Raw genomic sequence first — 13,024 nt, forward strand, 5'->3', positions numbered from 1 at the left:
ACGGTGGGTGCATCGGCGCGAACGGTCAGTGGCGCCGGGTGGCGAGCGTACCGAAGGGGATGGATGCGATGCCGGTTGCAGTGATCACGGGGGCTTCGAAGGGCCTCGGCCGTGCGCTCGCGGAGGCGCTGGCCCAGCGTGGATGGGATCTGGTGCTCGGGGCCAGGACCGCCGAGGTGCTGGAGCGGACGGCGGAGGTCGTGCGGTCCCACGGGACACGGGTGACAGCGGTCTCGGGGGACGTCAATGACGCGGTGCACCGGGGTGAGCTGGTGGTTGCGGCGCGTGAGCTGGGCGGGCTCGACCTGCTGGTGAGCAATGCCAGTGCATTGGGTGCCGAGCCGCTGGTGCGGCTGGACGTGTTGCCGTTGGACGGACTGCGTGCGGCGCTGGAGACGAATGTGGTGGCAGCGCTGGGGCTGGTGCAGGAGGCGCTGCCGCTGCTGCGCGCCAGCGGGTCGGGCACCGTGATCGCGTTGAGTTCGGATGCGGCGGCTGAGGCGTACGAGACCTGGGGCGGGTACGGGGCTGCGAAGGCGGCGCTGGACCAGTTGGCGGCCGTCCTCGCGGTGGAGGAGCCCGGACTGCGGGTGTGGGCGGTGGACCCGGGCGACATGGACACCGATCTCTATGCGGCTGCCGTGCCCGTGGACGACGAGCACAGGCCCGCACCCCAGACTGTGGTGCCCGGGTTCCTGCGGCTGCTCGACGAGCGGCCCCTGAGTGGCCGGTACGGGGCCCAGGCGCTGCTGGGCGGCCTCTAGGGCCTGTCCGACGCGTCCTGTCCGGGCTGCGGACCCCCTGTGTCGGACATGACCTGAGCCGGATGCGGATGGCGTCGGCCAGAGCGTGACTGCGCGGAATGCCTGCTCGCTGCCGTACCTGGACGGGCAGCGGGTGGGTGCCAGGGAACCGGTGGGGCGGCCGGGCGGCCAAACGCAGACGGGGCGCTGGAGCCGGCGCAGGACACCGCCCGGGCCCGCGATGGGCGTATCTATCGGAGGGATGGAGGCGTACGTGATGGCACAGGACCATCAGGAGCATGAGGACACCGGACGGGGCACGGGTGGGGCGGCAGCCTCCCTGGAGGGGCTCAGGGTGCCTTCGGAGCTCTCCGCCCGGCTGCCCGCCGAGGTACGGGGGCGCGGCCGGGACGATGTGCGGCTGATGGTGTCGAGGGGATCGAGGGTCTCCCACCACCGCTTCAAGGAGCTTCCGGGTCGGCTGCGGGCCGGTGACGTCCTGGTGGTGAACACCTCGCCCACCCTGGCGGCTGCGGTGAACGGTCGGGTCGGCGGCGAGACCGTGGTGGTGCACTTCTCGACCTGCGGTGATGACGGCCGATGGGCGGTGGAGCTGCGCCGCCCGGACGGCGCGGGCAGTACCGAACCCCGTCCCGGCGGTCCTCGGGGCGCAGTGGTGCGGCTTCCCGGTGGCACCCGGCTGGTTCTGGAGGCCCCGTTGGCCGTGGGTGCGGACCGGCTGTGGTGGGCATCGGTGTCCAGTGGTGTGCCGGAGCTGCTGCGGCGCTACGGGCGGCCCATTCGCTATGCGTACACGGCCCACGACCAGCCGCTCGCCGCGTACCAGACGGTCTTTGCGCTCCCCTCCCCCGACGGCACGGGTTCGGCGGAGATGCCGAGCGCGGCTCGGCCCTTCACCGAGGCGATGGTGGCGGAGCTGGTGAGCAGGGGGGTGCAGTTCGCGCCGGTGGTGCTGCACACGGGGGTGGCGTCGGCGGAGGCCCATGAGCCTCCGTACCCGGAGCGCTTCACGGTGCCGGCGGCGACCGCCTGGCTGGTGAACGCGGCCCGGGCCGGCGGGGGCCGGATCATCGCGGTGGGCACGACGGCCGTCCGCGCGGTGGAGTCGGCGGCGGACGGGAGCGGGGTGGTGCGCCCGGTGACGGGGTGGACCGACCTGGTCGTGACGCCGGAGCGCGGGGTGCGGGTCGTGGACGGGCTGCTGACCGGGCTCCACGAGCCCGAGGCGTCGCATCTGCTGATGCTGGAGGCGATCGCCGGCCGGGAGTCCCTGGGCCGTGCCTACGCCGCGGCACTAAGCCGCCTCTACCTGTGGCACGAGTTCGGGGACGTCCATCTCCTCCTGCCGGACGAGATACCCACGCATTGCATTGCTGGCGCAACAATCAGTGAAATCGCACCGCACCCGATGTGAGCCCGCACATAGGACCCAGATCACTTACGAACCTCAGTAGTGGTTTACGCAAGGGCATGTGAACGGCTGATAAGTAAAGGGAAAGGCGTTTCCGGGGGATGGTTATCAACTAATCCGGGTCGTACGTCACACCTTTGCCAGGACATTTTGCTGCCGCTAAGAATTGCCGAGTCGCCCGCCGTAGGAGCGCAGCGCCGCCTCCACGGCCTGATGCGACATCCGCTATTCGAAGAGGTAAGACTGTATGTCCGCGTCCAGCACCCGACTGACCAAGGTCCACCGGGCCTCGCTCGCCGGTATCGCCGCCGCCGGTGTCGCAGCCATCACCCTCTCCCTCGTTCCCGGCGCCGGCTCCACCGAGGCCGAAGCCGCCACCATGGCCCCTGCCGTTCCCGTCGCCTGGCAGTCCGATTCCGCCAGTGTGAAGACCGTGCCGGTCCACGCTCACATCACCAAGCAGCACTCGGCGATCGCGACCCAGGTCGAGGCCGCCGCGAAGGCCGCCACGAAGGCCAAGGCCGACGTCAAGGCCGCTGCGGCCCAGAAGGCGAAGCTCGCCGCCGCCGCGAAGCAGGCTGCTGTCGAGGCCGCCGCCAAGAAGCGCGCTGCCGAGCAGTCCGCGGCCAGCCGTGCCGCGGAGGTCACCCGCAAGCCGATCTACACCAACAACCTCGACGGCTGGATCCGCCAGTCCCTCGACATCATGAAGAAGCACGACATCCCGGGCTCGTACGACGGTCTGCACCGCAACATCATGCGGGAGTCCAGCGGTAACCCGCAGGCCATCAACAACTGGGACATCAACGCGATCAACGGCGTGCCGTCGAAGGGCCTGCTCCAGGTCATCCAGCCGACGTTCAACGCGTACCACGTGGCCGGCACCCCGCACGATCTGTACCACCCGGTCGCCAACATCGTGGCTGCGGCCAACTACGCCGCCGACCGCTACGGCACCATCGACAACGTCAATGGCGCCTACTGAGCCGTAACGGGCTGGTCAGCGCTGCATACGCCGAAGGGCGGCACCCCGCAGTGGGGTGCCGCCCTTCGGCGTGCCGTGGCCGGTGGTCGCTACTTGCGCATGACCTCGGGCTCGTGGCGGCGCAGCAGTCGGGCCACGAGGAAGCCGCAGAGGACGCCGATCGCGAGCAGGACGGTGATGTTGATGCCCCACTGGGTGACCGTGTTCTCCCACAGGGGGTCCAGGTCGTCGGGGTTCTTGTGGTCCCACGGGGGCATCAGCCGGCCGAGGTCCAGGGTGGAGCCGGCGCCGGCGATGGCCCAGCGGGAGGGCATCAGCCAGGCGAACTGCTCCAGACCGGGTGATCCGTACACCTTGAAGAGGATGCCGGTGAACACGACCTGGACGATCGCGAACATCACCAGCAGCGGCATGGTCTTCTCGGCGGTCTTCACCAGCGAAGAGATGACCAGGCCGAACATCATCGAGGTGAAGCCCAGTGCGGTGATCACCAGACAGAGTTCGACCGCGGGCGGCATGAGCAGGCCCTCTTCGGGCAGCCGCCGGGGGGCGAAGCCGATGCCGCAGATGATCACAGCCTGGAGGGCGGTGATCATGCCGAGGACGATCACCTTGGACATCAGGTACGCAGAGCGGGAGAGGCCGGTGGCCCGTTCCCGTTCGTAGATCACCCGTTCCTTGATCAGTTCTCGTACGGAGTTGGCGGCACCGGAGAAGGTGATGCCCACCGCGAGGATCAGCATGATCGTGCCGGCGTCGCCGTTGAACTTGGATCTGCCGTCATTGGGTGCGGCCAGTCCGAAGTCGGCCGGGATGACCACACTGACCAGGCCGAGGACGGCGGGCAGGATCACCATCAGACCCATGAAGCCCTTGTCGGACGCGATGACGGAGACGTACCGGCGCATCAGGGTCCACAGCTGGGAGCCCCAGCTCTGCGGCTTCGGCGGGCGCAGTTGTTGTGGTGAGGGCATGTTCACCGACTGCGCGGCGACGGCGTCGATGTCCGCCGCGTACATCTGGTAGTGCTGTGAGCCGCGCCAGCGACCCGCCCAGTCGTAGTCCCGGTAGTTCTCGAACGCCGAGAACACATCCGCCCAGGTGGTGTATCCGAAGAAGTTGAGCGCCTCTTCCGGCGGGCCGAAGTAGGCGACCGAACCGCCAGGCGCCATGACCAGCAGTTTGTCGCAGAGCTGGAGTTCTGCGACGGAGTGCGTGACGACGAGCACGGTACGGCCGTCGTCGGCGAGTCCGCGGAGCAGCTGCATCACATCGCGGTCCATGCCGGGGTCGAGTCCCGACGTGGGCTCGTCGAGGAAGATCAACGAGGGCTTGGTGAGCAGTTCCAGCGCCACGGACACGCGCTTGCGCTGGCCGCCGGAGAGCGAGGTGATCTTCTTGTTCTTGTGGATGTCGAGCTTGAGCTCGCCCAGCACCTCGTCGATCCGCGCCTCGCGCTCGCTCTCGGCGGTGTCGCCGGGGAAGCGGAGTTTGGCGGCGTACTTCAGGGCCTTCCGTACGGTCAGTTCCTTGTGCAGGATGTCGTCCTGCGGGACCAGCCCGATGCGCTGGCGCAGCTCGGCGAACTGCCGGTAGAGGCTGCGGTTGTCGTAGAGCACATCGCCCTGGTTGGCCGGCCGATAGCCGGTGAGGGCCTTGAGCAGGGTGGACTTGCCCGAACCTGAGGGGCCGATGACCCCGATGAGGGACTTCTCCGGCACGCCGAAGGACACGTCCCGCAGGATCTGCTTGCCACCGTCGACCGTGACGGTGAGGTGGCGTGCGGAGAAGGAGACCTCTCCGGTGTCGACGAACTCTTCGAGTCGATCGCCGACGATGCGGAAGGTGGAGTGGCCGACGCCCACGATGTCGTTGGGGCCGATGTTGACGGTGCCCGAGTTGGTGATCGGCTGACCGTTGACGTACGTGCCGTTGTGGGATCCGAGGTCGCGGATCTGGAAGCGGCCGTCGGGGGTGGCGGTGAACTCGGCGTGGTAGCGGGAGACTTGCAGGTCGGAGACGACCAGCTCGTTCTCCAGGGCGCGACCGATGCGCATCACCCGGCCGAGGGACAGTTGGTAGAAGGTCGTCGGGCTGCGGTCCCCGTGCACGGGAGGGTTCGTCCCGGGGCGCTGTCCGCCCTGTTCGGGAATGCCCGGCCCGTTCTGCGGCTGCCAGCCCCCGTGCTCGGGCTCCGGCCAGTTGTGCCGCGCCTCGGGCGGTGGCTCCGGCGCGTGGTGTTGGGGTGGACGCCCGACATCCTGCCCCCCGACGCCCTGCCCGGCGACTCCATCGTGCCCGGGGACTCCGCCCTGGACATCAGCCGTCGCGGTGGACAGCACGAGTCGTGGGCCGTCGGTGGAGTTGCCCAGATGGACGGCCGAGCCCGGGCCTATTTCAGTCCGTTGGATGCGCTGGCCCTGTACGTAGGTGCCGTTCGTGCTGCCGTGATCCTCGATCACCCAGGTGTGGCCGCCCCAGCTGACGCTGGCGTGCCGCCAGGAGACCCTGGCGTCCTCCACCACCATGTCCCCCTGTGGATCCCGCCCCAGGGTGTACGACCTGGACGGATCAAGGGTCCAGGTCCTTCCGTTCAATTCCAGTACGAGTTCCCGCACTCCATGCCCCACTACTTGTCCCCCGAATTACCCCCGTCGCAGGGAGTCTAGGGATGGCGAACATCGTGGGGAACTATTTCAGGCTTGGTCCGACCTGGGGAAGTCGGGCCTCGTGAAGACCCTGGGAGCGACTGTCGCAGACGGTGAAGCAAAGATCTTTAATCACATGAAGTGCATACATAGCCTGATAGATCAGGTGTAATGCGATGCAATCACCTCATAGCGCTCGCGGAGGGGATCGGAAGGGCGGCCGGGCGCGAGCACAGTAGAAGGAATGCCCTGCTCCCTTTGCCCTCCTGCTGAACAGGGCCGTTCTGCCCTCGGGACGAACATCGGGGCCGGGTCTCCTCCGGGGAGTGCGCCCGGATCAGTAGGGCGTCACGCCCCGGGCTCGACGACGGGCGCCCGGCATGTTCCTGGGCCCCTCCCCGTCGGGGTCGCCGGGGAGCAGCACCCCGACCGCCGTCGATATCGAGCCACCGGGGCAGTCGCACCGCAGCGGCAGGAGCTAGGCACCGGCCGGTGCGGGTGCCGGTGTGCTCGCCCGAGGGCGGGGCCGGGCGAACCGCACCACCTCGGCGTACGGTGACGAGTGCGGCCGAATGTCCGCCTATCGGGACGGTGCGTCTCGGCACGGGCCCGCCGGATACGGTGGAGGAACCATGAGCGCTTCGCAGACCTCCGACGTACGTACCCTTCTCGTCAAGATCTTCGGGAAGGACCGCCCCGGGATCACCGCCGGACTCTTTGACACTCTTGCCACCTACTCCGTCGACGTCATCGACATCGAACAGGTCGTCTCCCGGGGCAGGCTCGTTCTGTGCGCCCTGGTCACCGCGCCCACCTCGGCCGGGGCCGACGAAGGCGACCTCCGAGCCACCATCCACAGCTGGGCCGAGGGCCTGAAGCTCCAGGCCGAGATCATCTCGGGCACCGGCGACAACCGGCCGCGCGGCAGTGGCCGCTCCCACGTCACCGTTTTGGGGCACCCGCTGACCGCGGAGGCGACGGCGGCCATAACGGCCCGTATCACCTCGGTCGGCGGCAACATCGACCGCATCTTCCGGCTGGCCAAGTATCCGGTGACCGCGGTGGAGTTCGCGGTTTCCGGCGCTGAGACCGAGGAGCTGCGGACGGCTCTGGCCACCCAGTCGTCGGCGATCGGCGTCGATGTGGCCGTGGTGTCCGCGGGACTGCACCGGCGGGCCCAACGGCTGGTGGTGATGGACGTGGACTCCACGCTCATCCAGGACGAGGTCATCGAACTGTTCGCCGCCCACGCCGGGTGCGAGGACAAGGTCGCCGAAGTGACAGCGGCGGCGATGCGCGGCGAGTTGGATTTCGAGCAGTCCCTCCATGCACGGGTGGCCCTGCTCGCGGGGCTGGACGCATCGGTGGTGGACAAGGTGCGCGCGGAGGTACGGCTGACTCCCGGCGCCCGGACCCTCATCCGGACGCTGAAGCGCCTCGGGTTCCAAGTGGGCGTGGTCTCGGGCGGGTTCACCCAGGTCACGGATGATCTGGTGGAACGGCTCGGACTGGACTTCGCCTCGGCGAACACCCTGGAGATCGTGGACGGAAAGCTCACTGGTCGGGTGACGGGTGAGATCGTGGACCGCGCGGGCAAGGCGCGACTGCTGCGCCGGTTCGCCGCGGAGGCGGGCGTACCGCTCGCGCAGACAGTGGCGATCGGCGACGGCGCGAACGATCTGGACATGCTCAACGCGGCCGGTCTCGGGGTGGCGTTCAACGCCAAGCCCGTGGTGCGCGAGGCAGCGCACACCGCCGTGAACGTGCCCTTCCTGGACACCGTGCTCTATCTGCTCGGGATCACCCGGGAAGAGGTCGAGGCCGCGGACGGCGCGGACGACGGACCCGCCGACTACTGATCGCCGTCAACCCCGCGGGCGACGGTCGAAGGCCCCGACACCGAGCGCTCGGCGTCGTGCCGAGGTGCCCCTTGCCGATGGGGACGCGGTCGTACCGATGAAGATGCATGAGGCCCCGGCGCGAGCGCGCCGGGGCCTGTTCGACCTCTGGGGCCGGGTGCCGATCGTGGGGACGGTTCCGGTCGACGGCGCCGTGCGGAGCGAGCGCCACCAGCGATGCTCAAGCTCAGGAGTGCGGCGTCCAGAAGTCGCGCAGGGTGCCCACTCCGTGTTCCAGTGACTTCCAGGATCCATTGAAGGCGATGACCGCGTAGGCCGAGGTCGGGAAGCCGCTGCGGTTCATCCGGGGCAGGAGATCGCCCTCGGTCTCACCCGCGAGGGCGTCGGCGAGGGCGTGCATTCCGGGGTTGTGGCCGATGACCAGGACGTTGTTCACCTCGTCGGAGGTCTCGCTCAGCAGGGCGATGAGCTCGCCGAGGGACGCATCGTAGAGTCGCTCCTCGTAGCTCGTCCGGGGGCGGTGCGGCAGCTCATGGACGGCCAGCTTCCATGTCTCGCGGGTCCGGGTGGCGGTCGAGCAGATGGCGAGGTCGATCGGAATGCCAGTCCCAGCGAGCTGGCGGCCGACCACCGGTGCGTCCTTGCGGCCCCGCTCGGCGAGCGGGCGCTCGTGGTCGGACTCGTCCGACCATTCGGCCTTGGCGTGGCGAAGAAGAACGATCGTGCGGGCTGCGGACGATGCGGGCGATCCGGGGGCTGTCCCTCCGGAAGACGTGGCGACGCTCATGCACCCCAGCTTCGCATGAAATGTGCCAGCGGGCGCGGGGTGTTGACGGGCTCACCCTCCGCGGCCGAGTCCATGACGACGCCCTGGCGGGGACGGCCCAAAGCGCGGCGAAGTCCCTGAGGACATGGCTGCGACGGCGGTGGACGGGGAGGCCAAGCGGGAAGGGGAACGTGGGTCCGGTGGGTCCGGCGGAGGGGAACCCGGGGCGACCTATGGACCGACATCGGCGATCACACAGGCACACGGCAGTTGGCGGACCAGATCGAGCAGAAGGGCGGCAGGCGGCAGGCGGCAGGCGGCAGGCGGCAGGCGGCAGGCAATGGTGTCACTGCCGGGTCCGCTCACATCAACGGCGCTACGGGAACCAGCAGTGCTGCGGAAACCAGGCGAAAACCAGAGAGAGAAGCGCTGCGGCGGTTCAGGGGAACAGCAGTTGCCTCAGATAGGCGACGAGGTCACCGATCCCGCTCTCCTCACCCGCGGGCTGCGCCTGGGCGGGATCCGCGATCAGCACCAGCAGGAACACGAAGGCGAGCATCGGCAGGGCCAACGCCCACCAGTGGAGCCGGACACCGCTGGCACCAGCGGCGGGGGAAGGGGTGGGCGAGTGCGCCGACATGGCCGTCTCCTCAGGGTCGTCCGCTGGTCTGCTCCGCTACGCAAAACCTACGGATCGTGAGCTGACGGGCCCATCCGGTGACCCACCCACTTGTCCCTGAACCTGGCCCCCTAGGGGATGGTGGTGCTAACCCCACCCTCCCCCGGGATGCCGTCAAGACGGCCGACGGGCCGATCAGGGAGAGGCGATGGTCGCGATGATGCCCATCACGACGAAGAGGGCGATCATCGTGCCGAAGATCAGGAGAAGCTTCTTCTGGCCGTTCTGGGGATTCGGATCGAGGACTGGCTTCATCTCCTCAGTCTCGCATCCCCGTCTCGTCCTCGATCGTCCGGTCCCTCCCTGCGAGGACCCCCAACACGATCTGCGGTACGAGCAGTCCCGCCATCAGACTGATCGGCAATCCCCAGCCCCCGCTGTGCTGGTAGAGCACCCCGACCAACAGCGGCACCGGAACGGCGATCAGATAGCCCACGGACTGGGTGAAGGCGGAGAGCCGCACGACGCCGGTAGCGGTCCTCGACCGCATCCCGATCATGGTCAGCGCGAGCGGGAAGGCGCAGTTGGCGACCCCTATCAGCAGGGCCCAGGCCCACGCGCCGGCCGCCGGGGCGAAGTACAGGCCCGTGTATCCGCCCAGTCCGCACAGCCCGAGCACGGCGACGATGGGTCCCTGGTTGCGCAGGCGGGCGGCGAGCCGTGGGATGGCGAAGGCGAGGGGCACGCCCAGGGCCATGATCACGGCCAGCAGAAGACCGGCGGTCCGGGCCGAGACTCCGGCGTCTCGGAAGATCTGGGGGATCCAGCCCATGACGGTGTAGCCACCGGCCCCCTGGAGCCCGAAGTACCCGGTCAACGCCCATGCGGTGGGGCTGCGCAGCAGACTCGTGGCCTTGCGGGCGCGAGCGGGGGCGGCATCGGCAGGGGTGACGGCCAGGGCGGTGCTCCCTGCCCAGCTCCGCGCCGCAGACGGCGGCCCGGGCTCCGCCGTCTGCGGCCCCCGTTCAGCGGCCCTGAGCGGTCGGAGCACCACCAACCAGGGCAGCACCGCGACGGCCGCGAGCGTCGCCCAGAGACCGAGGCCGAGGCGCCAACTGCCACCGAGCGCATCGGTCAGGGGGACGGTCGCCGCCGCGGCCAGACCGGTCCCCAGCGAGAGCGCCATGGAGTAGAGCCCGGTCATGGAGCCCACCCGGTCCGGGAAGTACCGCTTGACGAGCACCGGCATGAGCACGTTGGTGACGGCGATCCCCATCAGGGCGAGCGCACTGGCGGCCAGGAAGCCGGCCGTGCCGTCGGAGAAGGGCCGCAGCAGCAGCCCTCCGGCGACGGCCACCATGCCCGCACAGACCACGGTCGCGGGGCCGAAGCGGCGCGAGAACCACGGCACCGCAGGGCTGAAGAGCGCGAAGCACAGGGGCGGTACGGCCGTGAGGACGCCCGCGATGGATCCGCTCATGCCCAGTCCGGTCCGCACCTCCTCGAACAGGGCGCCGAGGCTGGTGATGGCCGGTCGCAGATTGAGCGCGGCGAGCACGATCCCCAGGATCATCAGACGCACGGTCCAGGTGCCCCAGGGCGCGGCCGGCCGGGCCGGCGCCTCGGTGACGAGCAGGGGGGCGACTGTCACGGGCTTCTGGGTGGTCCTGTCTGATGGCATCGCCCCATCATAGAATCATTGGATGTATTCCCTTCGGGCGGTTCGAACTGATTCGATTCAGTTCGATCCGTCCCTCATCGCGCGAGGAGCGCCATGCCGCTGACCTCTCCCCGCCGTTCGGGGCTCACCGACCAGGTGATCGCCCAACTGCGCCACCAGATCACGTCCGGTGAATGGCCTGTGGGTACGCGCATTCCGACCGAGCCGGAGTTGGTCGAGCTGCTCGGCGTAGCGCGCAACACCGTCCGGGAGGCCGTCCGTGCGCTGGCGCACAACGGTCTGCTGGACATCCGACAGGGATCGGGGACGTACGTCCTCGCCACCAGCGAGCTGGCCGGGGTGATGCACCGGCGGTTCGCCGGGGCGCTGCCCCGGGACATCGCCGAGGTGCGCTCCACCCTGGAGTCCTCAGCGGCCGACCGGGCGGCGCAGCGGCGCACGGAAGCCGATCTACGGCTGTTGGACGCGCTGCTGGCCCGGCGGGAGGAGGCGTGGGCCACGGGCGATGCGGAGCGTTTCGTCGCCGCCGATGTGGCGTTCCATCTGGCGGTGGTGAGCGCTTCGCACAATGAGGTGCTCATCGAGTTGTACGCGGACCTCGGTCATCTGCTGCGTGACTGGCTCCGTACGGACGTGGGCCGGGAACTCGATCCGGAACGGCATGTGGACCACGGGCGGCTGGTCGAAGCGATCCGTGCCCAGGACGGGGAGCGTGCGTCAGCGGAGGCCGCTGCGTATCCCTTCCTCTGCTCTGTGGACGAGCACAGGCACGAGCACAGCGACGACCACGGGCATGAGCAGCGGGGCCGGTAGCGCGGGGCCGGCGCGGACAGGGCCGGTGACGCCCGGCCCGGGATCCGCTCCTGACCCTCGGCAGGGGGGCACGACGCAAAAGGAACGCAGCACCCAGTCGGTCGTTGTCGGCTGTCGTCGGTCGTCGTTGTCGGTCGTTGTCGGTCGTCAGGGATAGGCGACGGGCTGGTGGCTGATCCAGACCGCGCCGATCTCCTTCCAGCAGCGGCCCGTCAACTCCACATAGCCGGCCGGTGCCACCAGGACCGGTGCGCTGTCGACGTCCAGGTCCCACCAGCGCTCGCACTCGATGTGCAACCGGACCCGATCGCTGCCGGGGTAGGGATTGTTGCAATGGGCGGTGGCGCTGGAGCCGTCGACGACCGTTCGGCAGTACGCCTCGTACCGCTGGGGTTCGGGTCGATCGCGCTGGGGCTCGCCGAGGGCCCCGGGGGCGGCACAGAACACTGCTGAGAGCGCCACCAGTACGGACGCTGAGCACCGGATCACATGCACGGGCTGGACCTCCTCGGCCGTACTGCGGCAGGTGGCCGCGGCTGCACCACAAGGGGGGATCGCCTCCCAGCCTGGCCGCCCGGCGCCCCGACCGCGAGCCTTGAGGGCCGAACGAGTTACCCGACGCCGCGCACGACGACGCCCCCGCTCCTCCTCGGTGGGGAGCGGGGGCGTCGTCCAAGCCGCACGAGGGCGGTTCGGTGCAGGTCAGGCACCCATCATATGGACGCCGCCGTCGACGTGGACGATCTCACCGGTCGTACGCGGGAAGAAGTCCGACAGCAGTCCGACGACACCGCGACCCGCCGGGTCCGGGTCGGCCAGGTCCCAGCCGATGGGCGCACGGTGGTTCCACACATCCGCCAGGTCCTCGAAGCCGGGGATCGACTTGGCGGCCATCGACTTGATGGGGCCCGCGGAGATCAGGTTGCAGCGGATGTTCTTCGGACCGAGGTCACGGGCGAGGTAGCGGTTGGTGGATTCCAGGGCGGCCTTCGCCACACCCATCCAGTCGTACTTCGGCCAGGCGACCTGTGCGTCGAAGGTCAGGCCGACGACGGAGCCGCCGCGCTCCATCAGCGGCAGGCAGGCCATCGTCAGCGACTTGTAGGAGTACGCCGAGACCTGGACGGCGGTCGAGACGTCCTCCCAACCCGCCTCCAGGAAGTTGAACGCTCCCTGGGGGCCGAAGGCGATCGAGTGCACGACGCCGTCGAGGCCGCTCTCGTCGCTGGAGTGCTCGCGGATCTTGTCGGCGAGCGAGTCCAGGTGCTCCTGGTTGGTGACGTCCAGTTCGATGACGGGTGCCGTCTTGGGCAGCCGCTTGGCGATGCGCTCCACGAGGCTGAGCCGACCGAAGCCGGTGAGGATGACTTCCGCGCCTTCCTCCTGGGCGACCTTGGCCGCGTGGAAGGCGATGGATGCGTCGGTGAGGACGCCTGTGACGAGAATGCGCTTGCCGGCGAGAATTCCACTCATGGCGA

12 protein-coding genes are annotated in these 13,024 nt (G+C 69.1%); 5 read left to right on the forward strand and 7 right to left on the reverse strand.

From position 1 onward, the window contains the following. Window positions 1-68: 68 nt before the first annotated feature. The 3 genes from OID54_RS09475 (at window position 69) to OID54_RS09485 (ending at window position 3,160) form a co-directional block, all read left to right on the forward strand. On the forward strand, window positions 69-764 hold the full coding sequence (locus OID54_RS09475) for an SDR family NAD(P)-dependent oxidoreductase (protein WP_329016766.1): 696 nt from the start codon (window positions 69-71) through the stop codon (window positions 762-764). 256 nt (window positions 765-1,020) lie between these two features. Beyond that, entirely contained in the window at window positions 1,021-2,178 is a 1,158-nt protein-coding gene (locus tag OID54_RS09480) for an S-adenosylmethionine:tRNA ribosyltransferase-isomerase (protein WP_329016770.1), read from the forward strand. A gap of 244 nt (window positions 2,179-2,422) precedes the next feature. After that, window positions 2,423-3,160 (forward strand): transglycosylase SLT domain-containing protein, encoded by a 738-nt coding sequence (locus OID54_RS09485; protein ID WP_329016772.1) that lies wholly within the window; start codon window positions 2,423-2,425, stop codon window positions 3,158-3,160. 89 nt (window positions 3,161-3,249) lie between these two features. Here OID54_RS09485 and OID54_RS09490 read toward each other — a convergent pair whose 3' ends face one another. Beyond that, window positions 3,250-5,790, reverse strand: coding sequence for an FHA domain-containing protein (locus OID54_RS09490; RefSeq protein ID WP_443055551.1), 2,541 nt, complete (start codon window positions 5,788-5,790; stop codon window positions 3,250-3,252). A 650-nt stretch (window positions 5,791-6,440) separates the two neighbouring features. On the opposite strand from OID54_RS09490, the gene serB reads away from it, so the two are divergent. Further along, entirely contained in the window at window positions 6,441-7,667 is a 1,227-nt protein-coding gene (gene serB / locus OID54_RS09495; protein ID WP_329016776.1) for a phosphoserine phosphatase SerB, read from the forward strand. 226 nt (window positions 7,668-7,893) lie between these two features. Here serB and OID54_RS09500 read toward each other — a convergent pair whose 3' ends face one another. The 4 genes from OID54_RS09500 to OID54_RS09515 form a co-directional block, all read right to left on the reverse strand. Further along, the gene (locus OID54_RS09500; RefSeq protein ID WP_329016779.1) at window positions 7,894-8,454 is read right to left on the reverse strand and encodes a SixA phosphatase family protein; all 561 of its coding nucleotides are present in this window, start codon (window positions 8,452-8,454) and stop codon (window positions 7,894-7,896) included. A 418-nt stretch (window positions 8,455-8,872) separates the two neighbouring features. Next, window positions 8,873-9,073, reverse strand: coding sequence for a hypothetical protein (locus OID54_RS09505; RefSeq protein WP_329016782.1), 201 nt, complete (start codon window positions 9,071-9,073; stop codon window positions 8,873-8,875). Between the two features lie 174 nt (window positions 9,074-9,247). Continuing rightward, window positions 9,248-9,367, reverse strand: coding sequence for an SGM_5486 family transporter-associated protein (locus tag OID54_RS09510; protein WP_329016784.1), 120 nt, complete (start codon window positions 9,365-9,367; stop codon window positions 9,248-9,250). A 4-nt stretch (window positions 9,368-9,371) separates the two neighbouring features. Beyond that, complete coding sequence (locus OID54_RS09515; RefSeq protein ID WP_329016788.1) at window positions 9,372-10,733, reverse strand: CynX/NimT family MFS transporter; 1,362 nt, start codon at window positions 10,731-10,733, stop codon at window positions 9,372-9,374. 93 nt (window positions 10,734-10,826) lie between these two features. On the opposite strand from OID54_RS09515, the gene OID54_RS09520 reads away from it, so the two are divergent. Then, on the forward strand, window positions 10,827-11,546 hold the full coding sequence (locus OID54_RS09520) for a FadR/GntR family transcriptional regulator (protein WP_329016791.1): 720 nt from the start codon (window positions 10,827-10,829) through the stop codon (window positions 11,544-11,546). A gap of 147 nt (window positions 11,547-11,693) precedes the next feature. On the opposite strand, the gene OID54_RS09525 is transcribed toward OID54_RS09520, so the two are convergent. Both OID54_RS09525 and fabI read right to left on the reverse strand, forming a co-directional pair. Further along, window positions 11,694-12,041, reverse strand: a complete 348-nt coding sequence (locus tag OID54_RS09525) for a hypothetical protein (RefSeq protein WP_329016794.1) — start codon at window positions 12,039-12,041, stop codon at window positions 11,694-11,696. Window positions 12,042-12,248: 207 nt separating this feature from the next. After that, window positions 12,249-13,019: an enoyl-ACP reductase FabI gene (gene fabI, locus OID54_RS09530; RefSeq protein ID WP_329016797.1), complete on the reverse strand. Its 771-nt coding sequence runs from the start codon at window positions 13,017-13,019 to the stop codon at window positions 12,249-12,251. Window positions 13,020-13,024: the final 5 nt, after the last annotated feature.

The sequence above is a fragment of the Streptomyces sp. NBC_00690 genome, from assembly GCF_036226685.1.
In the GTDB taxonomy this organism is placed as follows: Bacteria; Actinomycetota; Actinomycetes; order Streptomycetales; family Streptomycetaceae; genus Streptomyces.

What these genes read in the sequence shown, in the direction of transcription:
- OID54_RS09500 (WP_329016779.1), bottom strand. Translation starts at nt 8,454, where the DNA reads ATGAGCGTCGCCACGTCTTCCGGAGGGACAGCCCCCGGATCGCCCGCA.
- OID54_RS09520 (WP_329016791.1), top strand. Translation starts at nt 10,827, where the DNA reads ATGCCGCTGACCTCTCCCCGCCGTTCGGGGCTCACCGACCAGGTGATC.
- OID54_RS09485 (WP_329016772.1), top strand. Translation starts at nt 2,423, where the DNA reads ATGTCCGCGTCCAGCACCCGACTGACCAAGGTCCACCGGGCCTCGCTC.
- fabI (WP_329016797.1), bottom strand. Translation starts at nt 13,019, where the DNA reads ATGAGTGGAATTCTCGCCGGCAAGCGCATTCTCGTCACAGGCGTCCTC.
- serB (WP_329016776.1), top strand. Translation starts at nt 6,441, where the DNA reads ATGAGCGCTTCGCAGACCTCCGACGTACGTACCCTTCTCGTCAAGATC.
- OID54_RS09505 (WP_329016782.1), bottom strand. Translation starts at nt 9,073, where the DNA reads ATGTCGGCGCACTCGCCCACCCCTTCCCCCGCCGCTGGTGCCAGCGGT.
- OID54_RS09475 (WP_329016766.1), top strand. Translation starts at nt 69, where the DNA reads ATGCCGGTTGCAGTGATCACGGGGGCTTCGAAGGGCCTCGGCCGTGCG.
- OID54_RS09510 (WP_329016784.1), bottom strand. Translation starts at nt 9,367, where the DNA reads ATGAAGCCAGTCCTCGATCCGAATCCCCAGAACGGCCAGAAGAAGCTT.
- OID54_RS09515 (WP_329016788.1), bottom strand. Translation starts at nt 10,733, where the DNA reads ATGCCATCAGACAGGACCACCCAGAAGCCCGTGACAGTCGCCCCCCTG.
- OID54_RS09480 (WP_329016770.1), top strand. Translation starts at nt 1,021, where the DNA reads ATGGCACAGGACCATCAGGAGCATGAGGACACCGGACGGGGCACGGGT.